General features: G+C 69.2%; 18 protein-coding genes and 1 tRNA gene. 10 read left to right on the top strand and 9 right to left on the bottom strand.

The window, feature by feature from the left end; all coding sequences use genetic code 11:
• Positions 1 to 84: 84 nt before the first annotated feature.
• Genes egtB through egtD form a run of 3 tightly spaced genes read left to right on the top strand, consistent with a single transcriptional unit; the run spans position 85 to position 3,226 of the window.
• Positions 85 to 1,422, top strand: a complete 1,338-nt coding sequence (egtB, locus tag ABZV58_RS22140; RefSeq protein ID WP_355002034.1) for an ergothioneine biosynthesis protein EgtB — start codon at positions 85 to 87, stop codon at positions 1,420 to 1,422.
• Complete coding sequence (egtC, locus tag ABZV58_RS22135; RefSeq protein ID WP_355002033.1) at positions 1,422 to 2,258, top strand: ergothioneine biosynthesis protein EgtC; 837 nt, start codon at positions 1,422 to 1,424, stop codon at positions 2,256 to 2,258. Before egtB ends, egtC begins: the two co-directional genes overlap by 1 nt.
• On the top strand, positions 2,255 to 3,226 hold the full coding sequence (gene egtD, locus ABZV58_RS22130; protein ID WP_355002032.1) for an L-histidine N(alpha)-methyltransferase: 972 nt from the start codon (positions 2,255 to 2,257) through the stop codon (positions 3,224 to 3,226). Before egtC ends, egtD begins: the two co-directional genes overlap by 4 nt.
• Positions 3,227 to 3,336: 110 nt before the next feature.
• Here egtD and ABZV58_RS22125 read toward each other — a convergent pair whose 3' ends face one another.
• The 7 genes from ABZV58_RS22125 to ABZV58_RS22095 all read right to left on the bottom strand — a co-directional run bounded on the left by ABZV58_RS22125 (position 3,337) and on the right by ABZV58_RS22095 (position 9,026).
• Complete coding sequence (locus tag ABZV58_RS22125; protein ID WP_355002031.1) at positions 3,337 to 3,981, bottom strand: DUF2461 domain-containing protein; 645 nt, start codon at positions 3,979 to 3,981, stop codon at positions 3,337 to 3,339.
• A 28-nt stretch (positions 3,982 to 4,009) separates the two neighbouring features.
• The gene (locus tag ABZV58_RS22120) at positions 4,010 to 4,933 is read right to left on the bottom strand and encodes a hypothetical protein (protein WP_355002030.1); all 924 of its coding nucleotides are present in this window, start codon (positions 4,931 to 4,933) and stop codon (positions 4,010 to 4,012) included.
• 57 nt (positions 4,934 to 4,990) lie between these two features.
• Positions 4,991 to 5,257, bottom strand: a complete 267-nt coding sequence (locus ABZV58_RS22115) for a hypothetical protein (protein WP_355002029.1) — start codon at positions 5,255 to 5,257, stop codon at positions 4,991 to 4,993.
• Between the two features lie 78 nt (positions 5,258 to 5,335).
• Positions 5,336 to 6,124, bottom strand: a complete 789-nt coding sequence (locus ABZV58_RS22110; protein ID WP_355002028.1) for a hypothetical protein — start codon at positions 6,122 to 6,124, stop codon at positions 5,336 to 5,338.
• Positions 6,125 to 6,399: 275 nt separating this feature from the next.
• Complete coding sequence (locus tag ABZV58_RS22105) at positions 6,400 to 7,380, bottom strand: ribose-phosphate diphosphokinase (RefSeq protein ID WP_067784493.1); 981 nt, start codon at positions 7,378 to 7,380, stop codon at positions 6,400 to 6,402.
• Positions 7,377 to 8,867: a bifunctional UDP-N-acetylglucosamine diphosphorylase/glucosamine-1-phosphate N-acetyltransferase GlmU gene (glmU, locus tag ABZV58_RS22100; protein WP_355002027.1), complete on the bottom strand. Its 1,491-nt coding sequence runs from the start codon at positions 8,865 to 8,867 to the stop codon at positions 7,377 to 7,379. Before glmU ends, ABZV58_RS22105 begins: the two co-directional genes overlap by 4 nt.
• Positions 8,868 to 8,955: 88 nt before the next feature.
• Positions 8,956 to 9,026, bottom strand: a tRNA-Gln gene (locus ABZV58_RS22095).
• 355 nt (positions 9,027 to 9,381) lie between these two features.
• Between ABZV58_RS22095 and ABZV58_RS22090 the strand changes: the two genes are divergently transcribed.
• The 5 genes from ABZV58_RS22090 (at position 9,382) to ABZV58_RS22070 (ending at position 17,077) form a co-directional block, all read left to right on the top strand.
• Entirely contained in the window at positions 9,382 to 9,996 is a 615-nt protein-coding gene (locus ABZV58_RS22090; RefSeq protein WP_355002026.1) for a TetR/AcrR family transcriptional regulator, read from the top strand.
• A 181-nt stretch (positions 9,997 to 10,177) separates the two neighbouring features.
• Positions 10,178 to 10,825, top strand: coding sequence for a TetR/AcrR family transcriptional regulator (locus tag ABZV58_RS22085; RefSeq protein ID WP_355002025.1), 648 nt, complete (start codon positions 10,178 to 10,180; stop codon positions 10,823 to 10,825).
• A 443-nt stretch (positions 10,826 to 11,268) separates the two neighbouring features.
• Positions 11,269 to 14,886, top strand: a complete 3,618-nt coding sequence (mfd, locus tag ABZV58_RS22080; RefSeq protein ID WP_355002024.1) for a transcription-repair coupling factor — start codon at positions 11,269 to 11,271, stop codon at positions 14,884 to 14,886.
• Between the two features lie 269 nt (positions 14,887 to 15,155).
• Entirely contained in the window at positions 15,156 to 15,788 is a 633-nt protein-coding gene (locus ABZV58_RS22075) for a MazG family protein (protein WP_355002222.1), read from the top strand.
• Between the two features lie 197 nt (positions 15,789 to 15,985).
• Complete coding sequence (locus tag ABZV58_RS22070) at positions 15,986 to 17,077, top strand: glycerol dehydrogenase (RefSeq protein ID WP_355002023.1); 1,092 nt, start codon at positions 15,986 to 15,988, stop codon at positions 17,075 to 17,077.
• A 261-nt stretch (positions 17,078 to 17,338) separates the two neighbouring features.
• On the opposite strand, the gene ABZV58_RS22065 is transcribed toward ABZV58_RS22070, so the two are convergent.
• Positions 17,339 to 17,950: a DUF4232 domain-containing protein gene (locus ABZV58_RS22065; RefSeq protein ID WP_355002022.1), complete on the bottom strand. Its 612-nt coding sequence runs from the start codon at positions 17,948 to 17,950 to the stop codon at positions 17,339 to 17,341.
• Positions 17,951 to 18,153: 203 nt separating this feature from the next.
• Here ABZV58_RS22065 and ABZV58_RS22060 point away from each other — a divergent pair, with 203 nt between their 5' ends.
• Complete coding sequence (locus tag ABZV58_RS22060; protein ID WP_355002021.1) at positions 18,154 to 19,107, top strand: phosphodiesterase; 954 nt, start codon at positions 18,154 to 18,156, stop codon at positions 19,105 to 19,107.
• On the opposite strand, the gene ABZV58_RS22055 is transcribed toward ABZV58_RS22060, so the two are convergent.
• Entirely contained in the window at positions 19,055 to 20,536 is a 1,482-nt protein-coding gene (locus ABZV58_RS22055; RefSeq protein WP_355002020.1) for a stealth family protein, read from the bottom strand. The genes ABZV58_RS22060 and ABZV58_RS22055 overlap by 53 nt on opposite strands.
• A 509-nt stretch (positions 20,537 to 21,045) precedes the next feature.
• Here ABZV58_RS22055 and ABZV58_RS22050 point away from each other — a divergent pair.
• Positions 21,046 to 21,501, top strand: coding sequence for a flavodoxin domain-containing protein (locus tag ABZV58_RS22050; protein WP_355002019.1), 456 nt, complete (start codon positions 21,046 to 21,048; stop codon positions 21,499 to 21,501).
• The last annotated feature ends 79 nt before the right edge of the window (positions 21,502 to 21,580 follow it).

Raw genomic sequence — 21,580 nt, 5'->3', positions numbered from 1 at the left:
AGCGCGAATCAGACACGCGCACAGCATCATTCGACGAGGACGCGGCACGTCCCGCCGCACGACTACCGCCCGGAGAGCGTTACCGTGACAACTTTCGCCCCCACCGACCATTCCGGCACCGAGCGGCTCCGTGAGCGGATCGCCGAGGTGCTCACCACCGCGCGCACCAGGACGCACGGCCTGACCGACGTCGTGGACGAGGCCGAACTCGTCGCCCAGCATTCCCGTCTGATGAGCCCGCTGGTCTGGGACCTCGCGCACATCGGCAACCAGGAGGAGTTGTGGCTGGTGCGCGACGTGGGCGGACGCGATCCCGTCCGAGCCGACATCGATGAACTCTACGACGCCTTCAAACACGCGCGGTCCAATCGCCCCGGGCTGCCGCTGCTCGATCCCACCGAGGCGCGCGGCTACGTCGGCACCGTTCGCGACAAGGTGCTCGACGTGCTCGACAGCAGCGCGTTGCGCGGAAACCCCTTGGTAGACGGCGGTTTCGCGTTCGGCATGATCGCCCAGCACGAGCAGCAGCACGACGAGACCATGCTGGCCACCCACCAGTTGCGCACAGGCGCCGCGGTGCTCGCCGCGCCGAGCGCGCCCGCCGCGGCGATCCCGGCCTCCGGCGAGGTGATCATCCCGGCGGGCGAGTTCACCATGGGCACTTCCACCGATCCGTGGGCGCTGGACAACGAACGCCCCGCGCACCGGGTTCATCTGCCCGCCTTCGCGATCGACGCCGCGCCGGTCACCAACGAGCAGTACCTGGCCTTCGTCGAGGACGGCGGCTACGAACGCCCCGAACTGTGGTCCGAGCGCGGCTGGGCGCACCGCACCGCAGCGGGGCTGGTGGCGCCGCAGTTCTGGGACCGCGATCCGGCCGGACACTGGTGGCGGCGGGTCTTCGGCGTGATGACCCCGCTGCGTCCGCGCCAGCCGGTGCTGCACGTCTGCTGGTTCGAGGCCGAGGCCTACGCCAACTGGGCGGGCAAGCGACTGCCCACCGAAGCCGAGTGGGAGAAGGCCGCACGGTACGACCCGGACACCGGCGCCGAACGCCGCTACCCGTGGGGCGATGCCGAACCCGACTCCGCCACAGCCAATCTCGGACAACGCCATCTCGAACCGGCCGAGGTCGGCGCGTACCCGGCGGGCGCGTCGCCCGCGGGTGTGCACCAGCTGATCGGCGATGTCTGGGAGTGGACGTCGTCGGGCTTCGAGGCCTACCCCGGCTTCCGCGCGTTCCCGTACAAGGAGTACTCCGAGGTGTTCTTCGGCGGTGACTATCGCGTGCTGCGCGGAGGTTCGTTCGGCACCGATCCGGTGGCCTGCCGCGGCACCTTCCGCAACTGGGACCACCCGATCCGCCGCCAGATCTTCTCCGGTTTCCGCCTCGCCCGCGACCTGGGGCGGGACGAAATCTGATGTGCCGGCACCTGGGTTACGTCGGCCCGCCGGCGGCGGTCGGCGAATTGTTGACGCGCGGAACGCATTCCCTGCGCACGCAGGCGTGGGCGCCGAAGGAGATGCGCGGCGGCGGCACCATCAACGCCGACGGTTTCGGTGTCGCGTGGTGGCGAAACGGCGCGGGCGGCGCACCCGAGGTGAGCCGCTATCGCAATCCCGACCCCATCTGGACCGATCCGGCGGTGGAAGAGGTGCTGCCCCAGCTGGTTTCGGGCGCGGTGCTCGGCTCGATCCGCTCGGCCACAGTCGGGATGCCCGTCGAACGGGCCGCGTGCGCGCCCTTCATCGATGGACGCTGGGCCTTCAGCCACAACGGCGCGATACCGGAGTGGCGACGGGTGCTCACCGCGGTCACCTCGGACCTCGACGTGGCCGCGACCCGCGCGGGCGCGACCCGCCTCTTCGAGACCGCCCGGCTGCTCGAGGCCGAAGCGGCGACCGACTCCGCGGCCCTGTGGGTGCTGCTGCGAGACCTGTTGCGCTCCACCGAATCCGCCGACTACGCGAAAACCCCGGCGACCGCGTTGCGTCTGCTTGTCGACGCCGTGCTCCGGCACATGCCGACGGCCCGGCTCAACCTGCTGATCGGCGACGGCGAACAGGTGTGGGCCACCACGGTGCACCACGCGCTGTCCGCGCTCGTCACCGACGACGTCGCCATCCTCTCCTCAGAACCGTACGACGACGATCCGCGCTGGCAGCCGATTCCCGACCGGAAGCTGGTGATAGCCAGGCCCGGGGTGCTCTCGATCGAGGAGCTGATCCCGCCCGATACCGAAAGGTCCACGCCATGACCGCACCGACGCTGGAAGTCCATCTCTCCGACGAGGATCTCACGACGGCACTGCGGACCGACGCCAGGCGCGGGCTCACCGCCGACCCGAAGTGGTTGCCGCCCAAGTGGTTCTACGACGCCCGTGGCAGCGAATTGTTCGAGCGCATCACCGAACTGCCCGAGTACTACCCGACGCGCACCGAACGCGCCCTGCTGGAGCGGGTGGTCGGCGAGATCGCGCGGATCGCGCAAGCCGAGGTCCTCGTCGAACTCGGCGCGGGCTCGGCGCACAAGACCCGCCTGCTGCTCTCCGCGCTGACCGCCGAAGGTCCGCTGAAGACCTATGTGCCGCAGGACGTCTCGTCGGCGGCGCTGCGGGCGGCGGCCGAGCAGGTCGCCGCGGAGTTCCCCGCGCTCGGCGTGCACGGCGTGGTCAGCGATTTCACCGACACTCTGCGGAACCTCCCGCGCGGCGGCCGCCGGATGATCGCCTTCCTCGGCGGCACCATCGGCAATCTGGTGCCCGACGAGCGCGCCGAATTCCTCGCGGGCATCCGGGAGGTGCTAGAGCCGGGCGAGCGGCTGTTGCTCGGCGCCGGGCTGGTCATCGATCCGGACGTGCTCGTCCCCGCCTACGACGACGCGGCCGGGGTCACCGCGGAGTTCAACCGGAACGTCCTGCACGTGCTCAACCATCGCCTGCGGGCGGACTTCGATCCGGAGAAGTTCGCGCACGTCGCGCTGTGGGACGCCGAGCGCGAGTGGATCGAGATGCGCCTCGCGGCGACCGAGGACATGACGGTCACCGTCGCCGACCTCGACCTCACGGTGCACTTCGCGCGCGGCGAGCAGTTGCGCACGGAGATCTCCGCGAAGTTCCGCGTCGACGGGCTGGATGACGAACTCGCCGCCGCTGGTTTCCGCACCGAGCGGGTGTGGACCGACGACGACAATCGCTTCGCCTTGGTGCTCGCCGCGCGGATCTAGCGGTGGGAGGTCCTCGAAGGCCTCCTCGCGCCGTGCCTCGCCCGGCAGTGCCGACTGCACGTCTGCCGGGCGGTGAGCGTCGTACCGCGCTCGGCGGTGCAGGACTCCACCTACGCGTTGGCCGGTCCGACGATCGAGGTCAGTCGATCGATGAACGGGCGCATCGTCTCCCAGGCCTTGCGGACCTCCTTGGCGGCGCGTGGCGTCTCCAGCCATTCGGGCGCACCGAACTGGCGGCTCGCGGTCAGGGATTTGTGTCGTAGCAAGTCGATGCGCGGGTGGTCGGCCTCGTAGCCCTTGGGCTTGGTCTTCAGCTTGTCGCCGCCGATGGTGAACCCCGCCTTGGTCAGCTTCGCGAGGATCTTCTCGAGCTCCGGGCCGCGCACGTCGTCATCGATCGTGGCGCGCAGCTGGGCGACCTGGGCGGGTGTCCCGGAGTAGAAGCCGCCGCCGACGAACAGCCCGGCGGCGCTGATCTGCACGTACCAGCCGACGCCCGGCGCGGTGCCGACCACCGCGCCCTGCGCCGTCTTGTACGGGGACTTGTCCTTGGCGAAGCGCACGTCGCGATAGGGACGGAAGATCTTCGCGGTGCCGAAGTCGGCTTCCAGCTCCGCGGTCAGCGCGACCATCGGCGCTTTCACCGCGTCCTCGTACACCGACTTGTGCGCGTTCCAGAACGCCTTGGAGTTGTCGGCCTCCAAGTCCTCGTAGAAATCGAGTCCGGCCAACGGAAATCCACCGAAACCACTCATGACCGAGAACTTACGGCGGGCCACCGACTCAATTCTGGTCGGGGACGAAATCGGTGTTGAGTACCGCGAAACTGAGGATGAGCCCGACGATCAGCGCCACGCCCGCGGCGATGGCGGCCCACCGGCCGAGCGGCTCGCCCTTGTTGTGGCCGAGGATGCCGAACACGATGCCCGCGGGGCCGAACAGGATCGGGCACAGGAACAGCGCGAGCGCCGCGCAGACGAAACCGATGATCGACATCGTCTGGGTGCCCGGCTTCCTCGGCTGCTCGGCGCCGAAGGGCTGGCCCTGCTGCGGATAGGAGGGATAGCCGCCTTGGCCTTGCGGATACGCGCCGCCATGCTGCGGCTGTCCATAAGGCTGCGCCGCCGGGTAGTCGGCCTGATCGGAAGTGGAGTACGAGGACGGGCCTCCGGGCGGATAACCCTGTCCGCCGGGGTATTGGCCGCCGGGATACGACTGCTCGCCCGGCTTCTCGCCGCCGGGATAGCCGTATTGCCCACCCGTCGCATAGCCGGGCTGTCCCGGTGCGCCGGGCTGCTCGCTCGAGGGATAGCTGGCCGGCCCCGCACCGGGGTAGCCTGGCTGCCCGCCGAACGGATACTCGGGCTGACCCGCCCCCGGCTGATTCCATCCCTCCGGCCCGGTCGACTGCGGCGCCGAGCCGGTCACCGGCGGTTCCGTCGCGCTACCGGACGCCGAGGACGGCCCACCGCCCGAGGTCGCCGAGGGTTCGCTCGCCGCCTCGGTCCCACCGGAGACCGACGGCGGCTGCGTCGACTCGCCCGGGACCGGCTGTGCGGACGCGGGAGTCGCCCATTCGGTGCCCGTCGGCTCGGGTTCTTCCGGCTTCTTCGACAGCGACGCCCCCGATTCCTGCCCCGACTGCGGTGCGCTGCCGGTCAGCGGTTTGTCCCCGGACGACTCGTCGGGATTCTTGGGTGTGCTCATCAGCGGCCTCCTGGTCGTATGCGCCTAGCAACCCCCGGGTACCACGTGGTTCGAGCTTTAACGTTCCAAGTCGGATTCGTCGATGATTCCCATCGCCGCCTCTTCGGCGGGCAGGGTCGAGTCGTCCACGTCCTCGGCGCGCTGGCCGCGCCGGGTCCAGCGCTCGTCCAAGTCCTCGCCGATGCCGAGCCTGCCGTCGTCCTCGCTCTCCCGATCGCGGATGGTGAGGTTCTCCGGCGGATTCTCGATGTAGCGCTCGTACTCGCGGATCTCGTCTTCCTGCTCGTCGTCTCCCATGTCCATGTCCAGCGGGTCACGGTTCATGGGTCCCAGTATCGTCCCGCCGATGCCGGGACGGGGGTAACTCGACGCCGCGAATTCGCGGATCCGTCGAGTCCGTGACTAATACGAGTAGCTCGCTATTCCGAAGGCGAAGACGACCAGCAGGACCGCCAGCACCAACACCACGGCGTTGGCGATGGCCGCCCATTTGCCGAGCGATTCGTTCTTGGTGTGCCCGACGAAACCGAGGATGATGCCCGCGGGTCCGGTGAGCAGGATGGGGAAGAAGCAGAAACCGACACCCAGCACGCTGAGGCCGAGGCAGACGAAGCTGATGATCGACAGCGTCTGCGTCTGAGTCGGCCGGTAGGGTCCGGCCGGGTACGGCGAGTAGCCGCCGCCGGGCGCGGCAGGGTAGCCCGGCGCCGCCGGATAACCCGGTGCGGCAGGGTAACCCGGCGCGGCCGGATAGCCCGATGCGGGCGGATAGCCCGGCGCGGCAGGGTGAGCGGGCGCCGCCGGGTACGCGGGCGGGTAGGCGGGCGCGGCGGGGTAGGCGGGCGGCGCGTCGTACGGACTCGGCTGCTGCGGGTAGCCCCCGGCCGGCGTGCCCGCCGGAGCGCCGTCGAGCGGCGGATACCCGTACACGCCACCGGCCGGATACTGCGGGGCCGCGGGCGGCTCCGGCGGCTGATAGACCGGCGCTTCCGGGAGACTGGGCGAACCGGGTTGGTATACCTGCGTTTCCGGCGCGGTGCCGGAACCGTGCGCCTGCCCGGGCTGGTAGACCTGCGTCTCCGGCGCCGTGCTCGGCGGCTGGTACACCTGGGTCTCCGCCGTCCGGCGGTCGTCCTGCGCCCCCGACTTGCCGATGTCGATGCCAGGTCGCGGTTCCTGCGGCGTGGTCATGGCGGCGCCCCCCTCTACGTGTTCGATTGCCCCACATGGGTATCACGTTCGCCCGGCCAACTCCAGCGCGGGCTTGCAGGCGCTACCGGACATAGTCCGTGGGCGGCCTCGCGCGCGGCCGGAGCGAATGCGGCGGTACACCCGGAGGACGCTGCCGGACGGGGGCCGTCAGTAGCCCGCGCAAGGCCGGAGCGAACGCGCAGGACGCGTACCCGGCCGACGAAACGACAGCGGCCCGGGCGCGAAGCCCGGGCCGCTGTGTTGCTAGGGAAGCGTCACGCGTTGCCGTTGAACAGGCCGGTGACCGAACCGTTCTCGAAGACCTCGCGTATCGTGCGGGCCAGCAGCGGCGCGATGGACAGCACCGTCAGCTGCGGGAACTTCTTGTCCTCGGTGATCGGCAGGGTGTTGGTCACCACGACCTCGCGCGCGCCGCAGGCGGCGAGACGCTCGGCGGCCGGGTTGGAGAGCACGCCGTGCGTCGCCGCGATGACGACGTCGCCCGCGCCCGCCTCGCGCAGCACGCGCACGGCCTCGGCGATGGTGCCACCGGTGTCGATCATGTCGTCGATCAGGATGCAGGTGCGGCCGTCGACGTCACCGACCGGACGATGCGACTTCACCTGGTTCGGGACCAGCGGATCGCGGGTCTTGTGGATGAACGCCACCGGCGCGCCGTCCAGCGCGTCGGCCCACTTCTCGGCGACCTTCACGCGGCCCGCGTCGGGCGAGACGACGGTGATGTTCTCCAGGCTGTAGTTGGCGCGCACGTGCTCGGAGAGCTGGAACAGCGCGTGCATGTGGTCGACCGGGCCGTCGAAAAAGCCCTGGATCTGATCGGTATGCAGGTCGACGGTGATGATGCGGTCGGCGCCCGCGGTCTTCAGCATGTCGGCGACCAGGCGGGCCGAGATCGGCTCACGGCCGCGGTGCTTCTTGTCCTGCCGCGCGTACGGGTAGAACGGCAGCACCGCGGTGATCCGCTTGGCCGAACCGCGCTTGAGCGCGTCGATCATGATGAGCTGTTCCATCAGCCACTGGTTCACCGGCGCCGGGAAGCTCTGCAGCACGAAGGCGTCCGAACCGCGGACGGATTCCTCGAAGCGAACGAAGGTCTCACCGTTGGCGAAGTCGCGCGCGATCTGGGGCGTGACATGGACGTCGAGTTCCTTGGCGACCTGCTCGGCCAGCTCAGGATGGGAGCGTCCCGCGAAGAGCATCAGGTTCTTCTGGTTATCGATCCATGACGCGGTCACTGCTGTTTGCCATCCTTTTGCTCGATTGCCTGACCCGACATCTCGTCGGCCGCGATGGCTGCCGCCGCCGCGATCGCCGCCGCGGTCCCCGGCCGGTACCGCTGCACCCAGTTCTCAATATTGCGCTGTGCTCCACCCGACACCGCGAGCGCCCCCGGTGGAACGTTTCTGCGCAGTACAGTACCCGCCGCCGTATACGCGCCGTCACCCACGGTCACCGGTGCGACGAACATGGTGTCGCTGCCGGTGCGGACATGCGAGCCGACCACGGTGTGATGCTTGCGCACGCCGTCGTAGTTGACGAAGACGCTGGAAGCGCCGATGTTGCTGTGTTCGCCGATCGTCGCGTCACCGACGTAGGTGAGGTGCGGCACCTTGGAGTGCGCGCCGATGGTGGCGTTCTTGATCTCGACGAAGGCGCCGAGCTTGCCGGAATCGCCGACCACGGTGCCCGGTCGCAGGTAGCTGAACGGTCCGATGGCCGCGCCCGGTCCGACGGTGGACTGCTCGCCGTGCGTGCGCACCACCTTCGCGCCGTCGCCGACCAGCACGTCGGTCAGCGTGCTGTCCGGCCCGATCTCGGCGTCCTCGCCGATGACCGTCGCGCCGAGCAGCTGCACGCCGGGCCGCAGCACCGCGTCCCTGCCGATCCGCACGCTCGCGTCCACCCAGGTGGTGGCCGGATCCATGATGGTGACACCGGCCCGCATGTGGCGTTCCAGGATGTAGCGGTTCAGGGTTCGGGCGGCTTGCGAGAGCTGCACCCGATCGTTGACGCCGGTGACCTTGGCCGCGTCGACCAGGCGGGCGCCGTGCACCGGATGCCCGGCCTCGCGGGCCAGGCGCAGCACGTCGGTGAGATACAGCTCGTGCTGCGCGTTGGCGGTGGACAGCCTGCCGATCATCGTGCGCAGCACGGCGGCGTCGAACGCGTACACGCCGGAGTTGACCTCGTTGATCGCGGCCTGCTCGGGGGTGGCGTCGGCGTGCTCGACGATCTCGACGACCTGACCGTCCTTGTCCCGGATGATCCGGCCGTAGCCGTTCGGGTCGTCCGGGACGAAGGTCAGGACGGTGACCGCGGAGCGCTCGGTGTAGCTGCGGTGCTCGTCGAGCAGCGCGGCCAGCGTGTGTCCGTCGAGCAGCGGCACGTCGGCGGAGGTGACCAGCAGATCGCCGGTGAAGTCCTCGGGCAGCGAGCGCAGCGCGCACTGGACGGCATGGCCGGTGCCGAGCTGCTCCTCCTGCAGAGCCGGGGTGATGTCGCGGCCGAGTTCGGCGGCCACTTCGGCGACCGCGGCGCCGACTTGCTCTCTGTCGTGGCCCACCACCGTGATGAGGTGCGCGGGGTCGATCTCGTTCGCCGCATGCAGCGCGTGCGCGAGCATGCTTCGGCCGGCCAGCGAATGCAGAACTTTGGGGGTCTTCGACCGCATTCGCGTCCCGGCTCCGGCGGCGAGAACGACGACGGCGGTCTGCTGTGGCATGGATCTCCCTCGGCTGCCTGTCATCGTGCTGGCTATGAGTGCTTGGTCAGCGATGTGCGGGGCCAACGATAGTCACCGTGCCGGTGTGCTCCGCCGCCAGGACTCGAACCTGAACTATCTGAACCAAAATCAGAGGTGCTGCCATTACACTACGGCGGATCGCCACACCGGCGGATCAACGGAACCGCCGCTGTGCCTCGGCACGGGTTGAATCCTCGCACGAAGACCCGTCTCACGTCGAACCGATCCCGTCCCACGCGCGCGTTAGCACGTTCGCCGGCCCCGGGGGACTCCGCTGTCTGGAACAGTTGCCGTTTGACGGTAAGGTTCTGCCCGAGGGCGAGGTATCTGCCGGACGCCCCGACACAACGACTGATTTCGCAAGAACATGGACAACTCGCCCGGAACGCCCGGACCCGAGCACGGCCCGCTCGGTGGCTCGGTGCGGAACCGGCGAGGCGCTCAGGACCGGCGACATGACACGGAGAGGCGGAACAGCGTGTCTCGGCCGCGGATGACGGGAACCCAACGGCGCCAGCAGTTGATCGAGATCGGCCGGGCGCTGTTCGCGGAACGCGGGTACGACGCGACCTCGATCGAGGAGATCGCGCAGCGCGCCCAGGTCTCCAAACCTGTGGTGTACGAACACTTCGGCGGCAAAGAGGGGCTCTACGCGGTGGTCGTCGACCGCGAGATGTCGATGCTGCTGGACATGATCACGTCCTCGCTCACGCAGAACCGTTCGCGGGTGCGGCTCGAGCAGGTCGCGCTCGCGCTGCTCACCTATATCGAGGAGCGCACCGACGGGTTCCGGATCCTGGTGCGCGACCAGGTCGCGACCACCGACGACGGTCGCTACTCCAGCCTGCTCAACGAGGCGGTCAACCAGGTCGCGCACATCCTCGCCGGTGATTTCGAGCGGCGCGATTTCGACACGAGCCTGGCGACTCTCTACGCGCAGGGGTTGGTGGGTATGGTCTCCACAGCCGCGACGTGGTGGCTGGACGTGCGGGAACCACCCAAAGAGGTTGTGGCAGCGCATCTGGTGAATCTCTGTTGGAACGGCCTGAGCCACTTGGAGGCCGATCCGCGGCTGGTTTCGGAATGGCGCGCGGGCACGTCGGATTGACCGGTGGTTAACCAGCGAATTGCGATGGAGGCTCGGCCGAATGCTCGAATTGACTGTCGTGCGCCCACCTGGTGGTACGGTTCACCCATCCTCTGGGTGCTGTTCGGGCGGTATGTCGGTCTTACTTCGGGATGTCGGTCTACTTCAGGATGGCTGGTTTTAGGGATGACAGGCGGATCTGATGGCTAGGCAAGCGCGCGCGGAGATCACCCGCGATTCCGTCCTTGCGGGCGCTGCCGATGTCTTTCTGCGCTTGGGATATGCGAACGCGAGCCTGAGCGAGATCATCGCGCAGTCCAACGTGACCAAGGGCGCCTTGTACTTTCACTTCGGTTCGAAGGAAGAACTGGCGCGCGCCGTCGTCGATCAGGGCAACGAGAGATTGATCAGCTCGTGCCAGGGCTTCTTCGATCCGCGGGTGCCCGCGCTGGAGGCGTGCATCGGCATCACCTATGTGGTGGCCGACCTGTCGATGAACGACCCGATGGTCGGCGCCATGCTCAAGCTCACCCACCAGATCGGCGACTACCGCGGCGCTCAGGGCGACAACATCGCCAAGACCTGGGGCGATACCTATCGCCTCCTGGCCGAACGTGCCATCGCCCAAGGCGATCTGGAATCCGACCTGGATCCCGAGATCGTCGGCCTGCTGCTGCAGGAGGTCACCGCGGGCGTGCACATCGTCGCGGTCGGGACCGAGTCGATCGACCAGATGGCCACCCGCATGGAACGTGCCTGGTACTTCCTGCTGCCGTCCATCGTCCCGACGGAAAAGCTCTCGTACTTCCGCGAATTCGCCGCGCGACGGTTGCGCCGCTACGTGCCGTAGGGGCGGGAAGCGGCGTAGCGCAACATATTCGGCGCTCCTGAAAGCCAATGACCGCCTGCGCCAAGGTATGACCGTGATTGGCTTCGCATGGAATGCGGCGACGTGACCCTTACACTGCCCCTGCTGCACCGCCTGTCCATCGCTCTGGAAGCCGAACTGAACCTCGCGTTCTAAGGCGAGCAACTGGCGGTCAGCTTCATCCGCCACGCCGCCTGACCCTCGTCCGACGTAGAGGTGATGGCTGGGCGAGGTGCTGTCGGACGACCGGCAGGGGCCGGCCCACCGATCCTGGGACAATCCCTCGCGGGTGGTCTGTCCCGTGATCGCGAGGGTGGTCAACGTGGCCCGCGTCCGGAATGGAACCCCTGCGAACTTGCGCGTGTCGGCGCGCCAATAGACTCGGTTCGCCGCTCGAAACGCCCGCTTGAGCTCAGGAGTTGTCGATGTCCACCCACCGTCCACCACTGGCAGGACTGGTCGCGGCGGCCGGGGCGGATGCCGCGCTGCGCACGGTCACCGAGCTGATCGGGAACTCGTCGGTCGAGTTGGTGGCGCCGTCGGCGGTGCGGCCGTTCGTCGCGGCGACGGTGGCGGCCAAGCGTCCGCTGGTCGTGGTGACCGCGACCGGCCGCGAAGCCGACGATCTGACCGTCGAGTTGCAGGAGATGCTGGGCGAGACGGTCGCGCAGTTCCCCTCCTGGGAGACCCTGCCGCACGAGCGGCTGTCGCCGGGCGCCGACACGGTCGGGCGCAGGCTGGAGGTGCTGCGCAGGCTCGCGCATCCCGACGATTCGGTGTTCCCGGAGCCGCTGCGCGTGGTGGTGACGACCGTGCGTTCGCTGATGCAGCCGATGGCGGCCGGTCTCGGCGACATCGAGCCGATCGTGCTGCGGGTCGGCGCGGAGTTCGATTTCGACGAATTGCTCGTTCGCCTGGTGGAATTCGCCTATACCCGGGTGGACATGGTGGGCAAGCGCGGGGAGTTCGCGGTGCGCGGCGGCATCCTCGATCTGTTCCCGCCGACCGCCGACCATCCGGTGCGCGTCGAGTTCTGGGGCGACGAGGTGACCGAGCTGCGGCCGTTCGCGGTCGCCGATCAGCGGTCGATCGGCGAACTCGAGGTGGACGTCGTCGTCGCGCCGCCCTGTCGCGAGCTGCTGCTCACCCCCGAGGTGCGGGCGCGGGCGGCGGAGGTCGCCGAGGCGAACGCCGCCGACGCCGCGCTGGTGGAGATGCTGGAGAAGCTGGCCGAGGGCATCCCGGTGGACGGCATGGAGGCGCTGCTTCCGGTGTTGCAGCCCGGTGAGCTGCGGCTGCTGACCGAACAGCTCGCCGAGGGCACGCACGTGCTGCTGTGCGATCCGGAGAAGATCCGCACCCGCGCCGCCGACCTGGTGCGTACCGGCGAGGAGTTCCTGGAGGCGTCCTGGACGGCGGCCTCCTTCGGCGGCGCCGCGCCGCTCGGCGGGAACGGCCTCGATCTGGCGGCCTCCTCGTACCGCGCGCTGCCGGTGATCCACGAGAGCGCCGACCGGCACGGGCTGCCGTGGTGGAGCCTGAGCCCCCTGGAGTCGGGCGATCCGGCCGAGGTCGTGCTTCCGGTGCTGGCCGGTCCCGCGGCACGCGGCTCCGACCAGCTGGTCGCCACGATCTTCGCCTCGTTGCGCGCGCACGTGGCCACCGGTGGTCGCGCCGTTGTCGTCGTGGCCGGTCACGGCACCGCGCAGCGCGTGCTCGAGCGACTGGCCGACGCGGAGGTGCCCGCTGCGGCGCTGGACGCGGGCGCCGAACCCAACCCGGGCGTGGTCGGCGTGCTGTGCGGCTCCCTGCACGACGGTCTCGTGTTCGACGGCGCCGGGCTGGTCGTGGTCGCCGAGTCCGATCTGACCGGTAACCGCGTCACCGCGCCCGCCGAGGGCAAGCGGCTGCCCGCCAAACGGCGCAACCAGGTGGACCCGCTAGCCCTCACCGCGGGCGACATGGTGGTGCACGATCAGCACGGCATCGGCCGGTTCGTGGAGATGATCGAGCGCACCGTCGGCGGCGCGCGCCGGGAGTACCTGGTCATCGAGTACGCGCCGAGCAAGCGCGGCCAGCCAGGCGACCGGCTGTTCGTGCCGATGGAGTCGCTGGATCAACTGTCCCGCTACGTCGGTGGCGAGATGCCGAGCCTGTCCAAGCTGGGCGGCTCCGACTGGGCGAACACGAAACGCAAGGCGCGCAAGGCCGTTCGCGAGATCGCGGGCGAGCTGGTGCAGCTCTACGCCGCGCGGCAGGCGGCGCCGGGTCACGCGTTCGGGCCGGATACGCCGTGGCAGCAGGAGATGGAGGACGCGTTCGCGTTCACCGAGACCGTCGACCAGATGACCGCCATCGCCGAGGTCAAGTCGGATATGGAGAAGCCGGTTCCGATGGACCGGGTGGTGTGCGGCGACGTCGGCTACGGCAAGACCGAGATCGCGGTGCGCGCGGCGTTCAAGGCGGTACAGGACGGCAAGCAGGTGGTCGTGCTGGTGCCGACGACGCTGCTCGCCCAGCAGCACCTGCAGACGTTCACCGAGCGCGTCGCCGGATTCCCGGTCACCGTGAAGGGCCTGTCCCGGTTCACCGATCCGGCCGAATCGCGGGCGGTGCTCGAGGGCATGGCCGACGGCGCGGTCGACATCGTGGTCGGCACCCACCGCCTGCTCCAGACGGGCGTGCGGTGGAAGGATCTCGGCCTGGTGGTGGTCGACGAGGAGCAGCGCTTCGGCGTCGAGCACAAGGAGCACATCAAGGCGCTGCGCACGCACGTCGACGTGCTGACCATGTCGGCGACCCCGATCCCGCGCACCCTGGAGATGAGCCTGGCGGGCATCCGCGAGATGTCGACCATCCTCACCCCGCCCGAGGAACGACACCCGGTGCTCACCTACGTGGGCGGCTACAACGACAAGCAGGTCACCGCCGCCATCCGGCGCGAGCTGCTGCGCGACGGCCAGGTGTTCTACGTGCACAACCGAGTGTCCTCGATCGACAAGGCGGCCAAGCGGATTCGCGATCTGGTGCCCGAGGCGCGGGTGGTGGTCGCGCACGGTCAGATGAACGAGGACATGCTCGAGCAGACCGTGCAGGGCTTCTGGCAGCGCGAGTTCGACGTGCTGGTCTGCACCACCATCATCGAGACCGGCCTGGACATCTCCAACGCCAACACCCTGATCGTGGAACGCGCCGACGCCCTTGGTCTTTCGCAGCTGCACCAGTTGCGCGGTCGCGTCGGGCGCAGCCGGGAGCGCGGCTACGCCTACTTCCTGTATCCGCCGGAGAAGCCGCTCACCGAGACCGCCTACGACCGGCTGGCCACCATCGCGCAGAACTCCGATCTCGGCGCGGGCATGGCGGTGGCGATGAAGGACCTGGAGATTCGCGGCGCGGGTAACGTGCTCGGCGCCGAACAGTCGGGTCACGTCGCGGGCGTCGGCTTCGACCTGTACGTGCGCCTGGTCGGCGAGGCTGTGGAGGCGTATCGCGCCGCCGCGGACGGCAAGCCGATCACCACCGAAGAGGTCAAGGAAGTGCGCATCGACCTGCCCGTCGACGCGCACATCCCGCCCGACTACATCGCCAGCGATCGGCTGCGCTTGGAGGCGTACCGCAAACTGGCTGCCGCCCAAGACGATCCGGCTCTCGCCGCGGTGGTGGAGGAGCTGGTCGACCGTTACGGCCCGCTGCCTGTCGAGGTGGGGCGTCTGGTGTCGGTGGCGAAGCTGCGTTTGGTCGCGCGGGAATACGGTGTGACCGAGATCGCCGTCACCGGAACGACTTTGAAAGTCTCGCCGCTGCTGAACCTGCCCGACTCCAAGCAGTTGCGGTTGAAGCGGCTCTATCCGAGCGCGGGCTACAAGGCGGCGAGCGGTGTCGTGCAGCTGCCGCTGCCCAGGGTCGAGGACAGTGTCGGCGCGGAGCGGGTGCGCGACGTGCGGCTGTTGCAGTTCGTCGCCGATCTGCTGCTCGCGCTGGACGGAAAGGCCCAGGGGGCAGTGGATCTCACGGTGGACACCGAGGCGACGGCGGCTCGATGAGTACTCCGGACGGTGCCGCGGGAGGTGGTTCAGGGCGATCCGAGGGTTCCGCCTCGCGCAACGGCACATCGGGAAGCCCGAGCGCGTCATCGGCCAGCGACGAGGAACCCGCTGTGGCGGGCCGCGCTGGTTCGGGGAGCCGGGGCGCGTCATCGGCCGGAGTCGAGGAATCCGCTGTGGCGGGCCGCGCCGAATCGGGGACATGTGGTGCGCAGCCAGGGGCCGACGTTGCGCTGGTGGCCGCGGGTTTGACCGGGGCCGTCGAGGTCATGGACCGGCTGTGGCACTTCGGCGGCTGGGAGGTCACCCAGACCCACGACTCGCTGCGTCCCTACCTGCTGGAAGAAACCTACGAACTGCTCGACGCCATCCAGCACGAGGACGCCGACACCATCAAGGAAGAACTCGGCGACCTGCTGCTCCAGGTGCTCTTCCACTCCCGGATCGCCGAAGCCGCAGGCGAATTCACCGTCGACGACGTCGCGGCGGCCTTGGTCGCCAAGCTCGTCAACCGCAGCCCGCACCTGATCGATGCCGGCATCGCGCCCGACGCCACCGTCGAGGAGAAGATCGCCGCCCAGGAACGCGCCTGGGAGGAACGCAAGTCCGCCGAGAAGGCGCGCCGCTCCTGCCTCGACGGTATCGCGATGGCCCAGCCCGCCCTCGCCCTCGCCGAGAAGATCGTCTCCCGCAGCACCCGCGCGGGCCTTCCCGACGACCTGATCCCCGCCGACCTGCGCGTTGTCCACCTCGGCGGCCCCGACAGCGCCGAAGAACGGCTCCGCAAAGCCACCCTCGCCTTCGCCGCCACCATTCGCAATGCGGAAGACGCCGCCGAATCCGCCCGTGGCACCCGCACCGCCCTGACGCCCGCCGACTGGCGCCACTTCTGGCCGCGCTGAGGAACTGGTTCGGTCCGAATCGGCGGTTCGCCGCCCGGACGCGCCCGCGGTGGCGTTCCTGCCCAGGTTCTGAGGCGCTGAACTGAGCACCGCGCGCGGCTGAATTCGCGGTGGGGCGGGGGCTCGGCGCGTAGCGTTGGGCGGGTCGATGGCGGCTGGTTGGGGTGCGCCGGTGCCCCTCGAGCGGGAGGTGTCGGATGCTGAGTGTGTTCTCGTCGCCTGGTCACTATGTGCAGGGGCGCGATGCCACGGCGGCGTTGGGGGAGGAGTTGCGCCGGTTGGGGATCGAGGGGCCGGTGTTGATCGTCGCGGGGAGCAGTGCGCGGCGGTTGCTGTCCGCGACGTGGGAGCGGTCGTTGGGGGAGGCGAAGATCGAGTATTCGGTGCATCCCTCCGGCGGGGAGTGCAGCAGGGCGGAGATCGCGCGGATCACCGACGCCGTGCGGGCCGGTGGCAGTGCGGCGGTGCTCGGCGCCGGTGGCGGGAAGGTGATCGATTCGGCGCGGGCGGTGGCCGACGATCTGGGGCTGCCGATGATCAGCTGTCCGACCACCGCGTCGAGTGACGCGCCGTGCAGCGCGCTGTCGGTGATCTACACGGACGCAGGGGAATTCGAGGCGTATCAGCTGGTGCGCCGCAATCCCGCACTTGTGCTGGTGGATACCTCCGCCATCGCGCAGGCTCCCGCGCGGCTGCTCGTCGCTGGTATGGGCGACGCGCTCGCCACCTGGTTCGAGGCGCGCACCTGCCTCGCCGGACACGTGCGCAACATGCGCGGCGGCGCGTCCACCCGCAGTGCCGGTTCGCTCGCCGAATTGTGTTACCGCACTTTGCTCTCCGACGGACCGCAGGCGTTGGCCGCGGTGCACACAAAGACCGTCACCCCGGCGCTGGAACGCATCGTCGAGGCCAACACCTTGCTCTCCGGCCTCGGCTTCGAATCCTCCGGCCTCGCGGCCGCGCACGCGGTGCACAACGGACTCACCGCCGCACCGCAGACCCACCCGTACCTGCACGGCGAGAAGGTCGCCTTCGGCGTACTCACCCAACTGGTGCTGGAAGGCGCGCCTGCCAACGAGATCGACACCGTACTGGATTTCTGCGACCACGTCGGCTTGCCGACCTCCCTCGCCGACCTCGGCCTCGCCGACGCCGACCGGGAAACCCTGTCCGCCATAGCGACTCGCGCCACCGCCCCGGGCGAGACGATCCACAACGAGCCGTTCACGGTGGACGCGCCGATGGTGCTCGACGCCCTACTCGCTGCGGACGCCCTCGGCGGTCGCTGATTCGGCGGCACTCGTCGGTTGACGATTCGAAAGCGCTCGGCGGCCGCTGGTCCGAACGGGCTCGATGGGCTGCTGGTCCGAATGGCCTCGGCGGCTGCTGATCTGGACAAGGTCGGCGGCTGCTGATCTGGACGGGGTTGGCGGCCGCTGGTCCGAATGGGCTCGGCGCTGCTGATCTGGACAAGGTCGGCGGCTGCTGGTCCGAACGAGCTCGGCGGCCGCGATGCTCCCGCGCCCGGGCACATCCGGGCGGACGAACCCCTACTTGCGCGGCAACCCCCGCGCCGTGGTGAACGCCCCCACCGTGATCACTTTGTCGCAGACGCGAAACCTCTCCGCGGGCCCGGTGTGCAGATCGACGAGCGGAGTGGTCAACGCCACGGTCTCGTCCGGCGGGACGACTCGGATGGCACGCATATCGGCGCAGGTCCCACCCGGTTCGCCGCGGAAAACGAACTCCGCCGCGGTCGATTCGCCGGGGTCGAGCGTCTGCACCGCGCGGGGCGCCGCCGCGGTCGGCGGCACCGGCTCGGTTCGCGCACCGAAGAGTGTGTCATTGTTCACAAAATCCACGCCCGGATGGCCGAACACCGTGCAGGTGCGTCCCGACGCGTTGGTCAGCACCAGGTAGGCGCGGACGGTCCCGCCGCCGCCCTGCGGCCCCGCCACCGAGCGCAGCGAGAGCTCGGCGCTTCGGCACCGCAGCGGGTCGTCCGGCACCCCCGTCGTGGACTGCGCACCCGCCGCCTTCGCGGTCGTGGTCGACGCCCAGATCGCGTCGTCGGCGCCGTATTCGCGCGGACTCGCGCACGCCGCGCAACCGACCAGCACCCCCACGCAGGCAACGCCGATCGCGACCGTCCGCATGCCCATCAGAACCCCCTCCGAACACCGGCGCGCACCGGCCGTCTCGAGTCGCCCGCAGCGTATCCGACGCGCGGCCTGTACACCGAAACCTCACCTTCCCGCAAGCTTGTCGTCACAACTTGGCGGGAAAGCCGTTGGTAGGGGTTCGCTATCCTGGCTGGAACCCGAAGCCGATGGCGGGCCATCCGCCGGGAGGGACGTTCGGTCCGGTGCGCATCAGCAGAGTCGCGGAGCATCCGCGACCGGATCACGTGTTGTTCCATTTCAGTGACACCCACCTCATCGCCGGTGACGGCGAGCTGTACGGGGATGTGGATGCCGAGCAGCGTTTACGCAGGCTGCTCGGTCAGGCAGCGGCCAGCCGCATCCGCCCGACGGCACTGGTGTTCACCGGCGATCTCGCCGACCGCGGCGAGCCTGGCGCGTACGAGAAGCTACGCGCGCTGGTCGAGCCGTTCGCGCGGCACGTCGGCGCGCCGGTGGTCTGGGTGATGGGAAACCACGACGATCGCGGGGTGCTGCGGCACACGTTGCTCGACGAGGCGCCATCGACGAAGCCGTTCGATCGCGTGCACATGATCGACGGATTGCGCATCATCGCGCTGGACACCTCGGTGCCGGGACACCACCACGGCGAGATCTCCGACGAGCAGCTGGCCTGGCTGAGCGACGTGCTCGCCGAGCCCGCGCCGTTCGGCACCATCCTGGCCATGCACCACCCGCCGGTGCCGTGCGTGGTCGACCTGGCCGTCACGGTGGAGCTGCGCGACCAGCGCAGGCTCGCCGACGTGCTGGACGGCACCGACGTGCGCGCGATCCTCGCCGGTCACGTGCACTTCTCCACCTACGCGACGTTCGCGGGCATCCCGGTCTCGGTCGCCTCGTCCACCTGCTACACGCAGGATCTGGCCGCCGCGACGGGCGGACTGCGCGGCCGCGACGGCGCCCAGGCCTTCAACTTCGTGCACGTCTATCCGGACACGGTCGTGCATTCGGTGGTCCCGATCGACGTGGGCGCGACCGTCGGCGAGCCCGCCACCCCCGAGGAGGCGGCGGCGAAACTCGCCGAGGCGGGCATCGCGATTCCACCCGCGGGCCGCATCCCGCACGTCATGCGGCGCCGGGAGCCGACTCCGGAAGCGGACGACGAGGCGGTGCACTGAGCCGTTCCCATGGCGCCGGATCCGGGAACCAGTCCGCGAGGAATTCCGAAACTCGTTGGACTCGTTCGGATTCCGGCACCTCGGGGAAGCTGCCGTCGTTGAGGCAGAAGAAGTCGACGTCCCGCACGGCGGCCAAGTGGTCGAGCAGCGCGAGCCCGTCGCGGCTCGTGGTGTCGACGTAGCGCATGCGCGCCGCCTCCTGCGGTACCGCGCGACCGGTCAGCAGCGCGTAGTAGTGGTACAGCGAGTTGGTGACGGAAATGTCGGTGGCCGAACGGAATCGGCTGGCCATGGTGCGCGCGAAGTCGGCGCCGAACTCCGCCTCCATCTCCAGCAGCACGCTGCGCCGCAACGGCGCGGGGGTGTGCTCGAGGTGCCGGGTGATGACGTGACCCAAGCGATCGGCGAGCAACGCGCGGTTCACCCGAGCCGCGTTCTCGAATCCGCTGCGGCGCTCGTTGTTCCGGCCCGGCCCGATGCGGGTGTCCGCCTCGATGAACCGGCTGATGCCGCCCGGCGTGAAGAACATCTCGGGCCGCACCGGCCTGGCGAAGAACATGTCGTCGTTGGAGTACAGGAAGTGCTCGCTGAGCCCCTCGATGTGCTGCAACTGGCATTCCACCGCGTGCGAGTTGAAGGTCGGCAGCGCCGCGGGCTCGCTGAAGTGCTCGATCGCGGGCACGATAGTGACCTTCGGGTGCTCGCTCAGCCAGTCGGGGACCGCCGAATCGGTGGCGACGAAGATGCGGCGGATCCACGGCGCGTTCTTGTGCACCGAACGCATGGCGTACTTCAGTTCGTCGATCTGGCGGATCCTGGCGTCCGCGTCGTCGCCCTCACCGACGACGACCTGTGTCATCAGGCCCGCGCGCCTGGCGCGGAATTCCGGGTCCGAGCCGTCCACCCAGGAGAAGACGATGTCGATGTCGAAGGCGACATCGGTGGCCTGCGGCGCGAACATGTCGGCCAGGGTCGGCCACGTCCGGTCGAACAGCCGGATCTGGGTGAACTCCACGTCGGCGAGGTCGAAGACGCTGCGGGTCAACGCGTTGGGCCGCGGGCATTCGACGGTGTCGCCGTGGTACTCCCACAGCTCCAGCTCGACGTGATGCGCCGGATCGGCGTCGCGGCCGAGCCGGAAAACCTGGTGACCGACCTCCGCGACCGCGAAGCCCGCAGCGCGCGCGGCGTCCGTCACGCGATGCACCATGCCGCGGTGCGCCGCGTCGGCGGCCAGGATCAGCCGGTGCCCGCTGTCCTTGATCAGCAGAAACGGCACCTCCGCCGCGGCGAGCTGGCCGCGCAGGTAACCGAGATCCGCGATCGCGGCCTCCGAGACCGCCAGATTGCTCGCCGCGATCGCGACGGTGTCGTATCCCACCCGAGCCGTGCCGGGATCCCAACCCCCTGGATTCACTGCCCTGTCCATATTCGCCTCCCTTTGGGCCGTTTCCGACGATGCGCCCGTACTTTCACCCGCACCGCACCGGGAGCCGAGCGAGTTCCCGGCGACGCCGACGCGTCGCAGGACGTGCCCGATGCGGTGCGGAGTCAGAAATGCGGAGCCCTGCCGTAGTGCAGGAACGCGGTGATTCGCGGAAGTCCTGACGATCGGTACACCATCGTTCTCACCTCACTCACGGCCGGACGCGGGAAGCGTTCGTATGGATGGGGAGTGTTGACCGGGCTCGCGGGGCGATGGGACCTAGCGCGGCCGGGAGCAACACGCAAGGCCGGACAGTCATCGGCCGGCTTATCGGAGAACCCCCGCTGAACAGGGGGTTGCTACTGAATGATGCATCCGTGGCGACGGTCCGTCAATCGAAAACGGGCACGGATACCGGACCGGGCCGCGACGGCGTCCATCCGCACAGGAATTAGGGTAGCCTTGCCAAATCAAAAGCGGCTATCGGCGCGAGCCGGGAAGGAGCGGGCGCGGTGCGCGTAGTCATTCTGTTCGGGTCGGAGATGGGCACTTCCGAAACCGCGGCCGGGTGCGTCGCGGACGAGCTGGCGGGCGCGCACGACGTCTCGGTCTACGACATGACCGACTTCGACGTCGACGATCTGGACGTCGCCGCCTTCCACGTCGTCGTCTGCTCGACCTACGGCGACGGTGATCTGCCGACCGGCGCGGAGCCGTTCTTCGACGCCCTCGACGCGCGCACGCCCGATCTGACCGGTTTGCGCTTCGCGGTGTTCGGCCTCGGCGATTCCGTCTACGGCGACACCTTCAACCGCGGCGGAGAGATCGCGGCCGAGAAGCTGACCGCTCGCGGCGCGACCCAGGTCGGCGAGCACGCGCGCCACGACGCGTCCACCGAGGTGCGCGTGCGCGACATGGCGCGTGAGTGGGCGCGGACGCTGCCCGTTCTCGAATTCGCTTCGGCCTGAACGAACTCGCCGCTTCATCGATTCACCGGGGCGTTGCGCGGAGTGTGCCGGAATTAGGTTTGCCTACCCCAGCGTGCAA

The sequence above is a fragment of the Nocardia sp. NPDC004654 genome (assembly GCF_040609595.1).
GTDB lineage: Bacteria > Actinomycetota > Actinomycetes > Mycobacteriales > Mycobacteriaceae > Nocardia.
This window is presented reverse-complemented; position numbering and strand designations above follow the sequence as displayed.

Excerpts from the sequence above, each read along its gene's own strand:
- egtC (WP_355002033.1), top strand. The coding sequence starts at position 1,422 with ATGTGCCGGCACCTGGGTTACGTCGGCCCGCCGGCGGCGGTCGGCGAA.
- egtD (WP_355002032.1), top strand. The coding sequence starts at position 2,255 with ATGACCGCACCGACGCTGGAAGTCCATCTCTCCGACGAGGATCTCACG.
- ABZV58_RS22125 (WP_355002031.1), bottom strand. The coding sequence starts at position 3,981 with ATGAGTGGTTTCGGTGGATTTCCGTTGGCCGGACTCGATTTCTACGAG.
- ABZV58_RS22120 (WP_355002030.1), bottom strand. The coding sequence starts at position 4,933 with ATGAGCACACCCAAGAATCCCGACGAGTCGTCCGGGGACAAACCGCTG.
- ABZV58_RS22115 (WP_355002029.1), bottom strand. The coding sequence starts at position 5,257 with ATGAACCGTGACCCGCTGGACATGGACATGGGAGACGACGAGCAGGAA.
- ABZV58_RS22110 (WP_355002028.1), bottom strand. The coding sequence starts at position 6,124 with ATGACCACGCCGCAGGAACCGCGACCTGGCATCGACATCGGCAAGTCG.
- glmU (WP_355002027.1), bottom strand. The coding sequence starts at position 8,867 with ATGCCACAGCAGACCGCCGTCGTCGTTCTCGCCGCCGGAGCCGGGACG.
- ABZV58_RS22090 (WP_355002026.1), top strand. The coding sequence starts at position 9,382 with ATGACGGGAACCCAACGGCGCCAGCAGTTGATCGAGATCGGCCGGGCG.
- ABZV58_RS22085 (WP_355002025.1), top strand. The coding sequence starts at position 10,178 with ATGGCTAGGCAAGCGCGCGCGGAGATCACCCGCGATTCCGTCCTTGCG.
- mfd (WP_355002024.1), top strand. The coding sequence starts at position 11,269 with ATGTCCACCCACCGTCCACCACTGGCAGGACTGGTCGCGGCGGCCGGG.
- ABZV58_RS22075 (WP_355002222.1), top strand. The coding sequence starts at position 15,156 with ATGGACCGGCTGTGGCACTTCGGCGGCTGGGAGGTCACCCAGACCCAC.
- ABZV58_RS22070 (WP_355002023.1), top strand. The coding sequence starts at position 15,986 with ATGCTGAGTGTGTTCTCGTCGCCTGGTCACTATGTGCAGGGGCGCGAT.
- ABZV58_RS22065 (WP_355002022.1), bottom strand. The coding sequence starts at position 17,950 with ATGGGCATGCGGACGGTCGCGATCGGCGTTGCCTGCGTGGGGGTGCTG.
- ABZV58_RS22055 (WP_355002020.1), bottom strand. The coding sequence starts at position 20,536 with ATGGACAGGGCAGTGAATCCAGGGGGTTGGGATCCCGGCACGGCTCGG.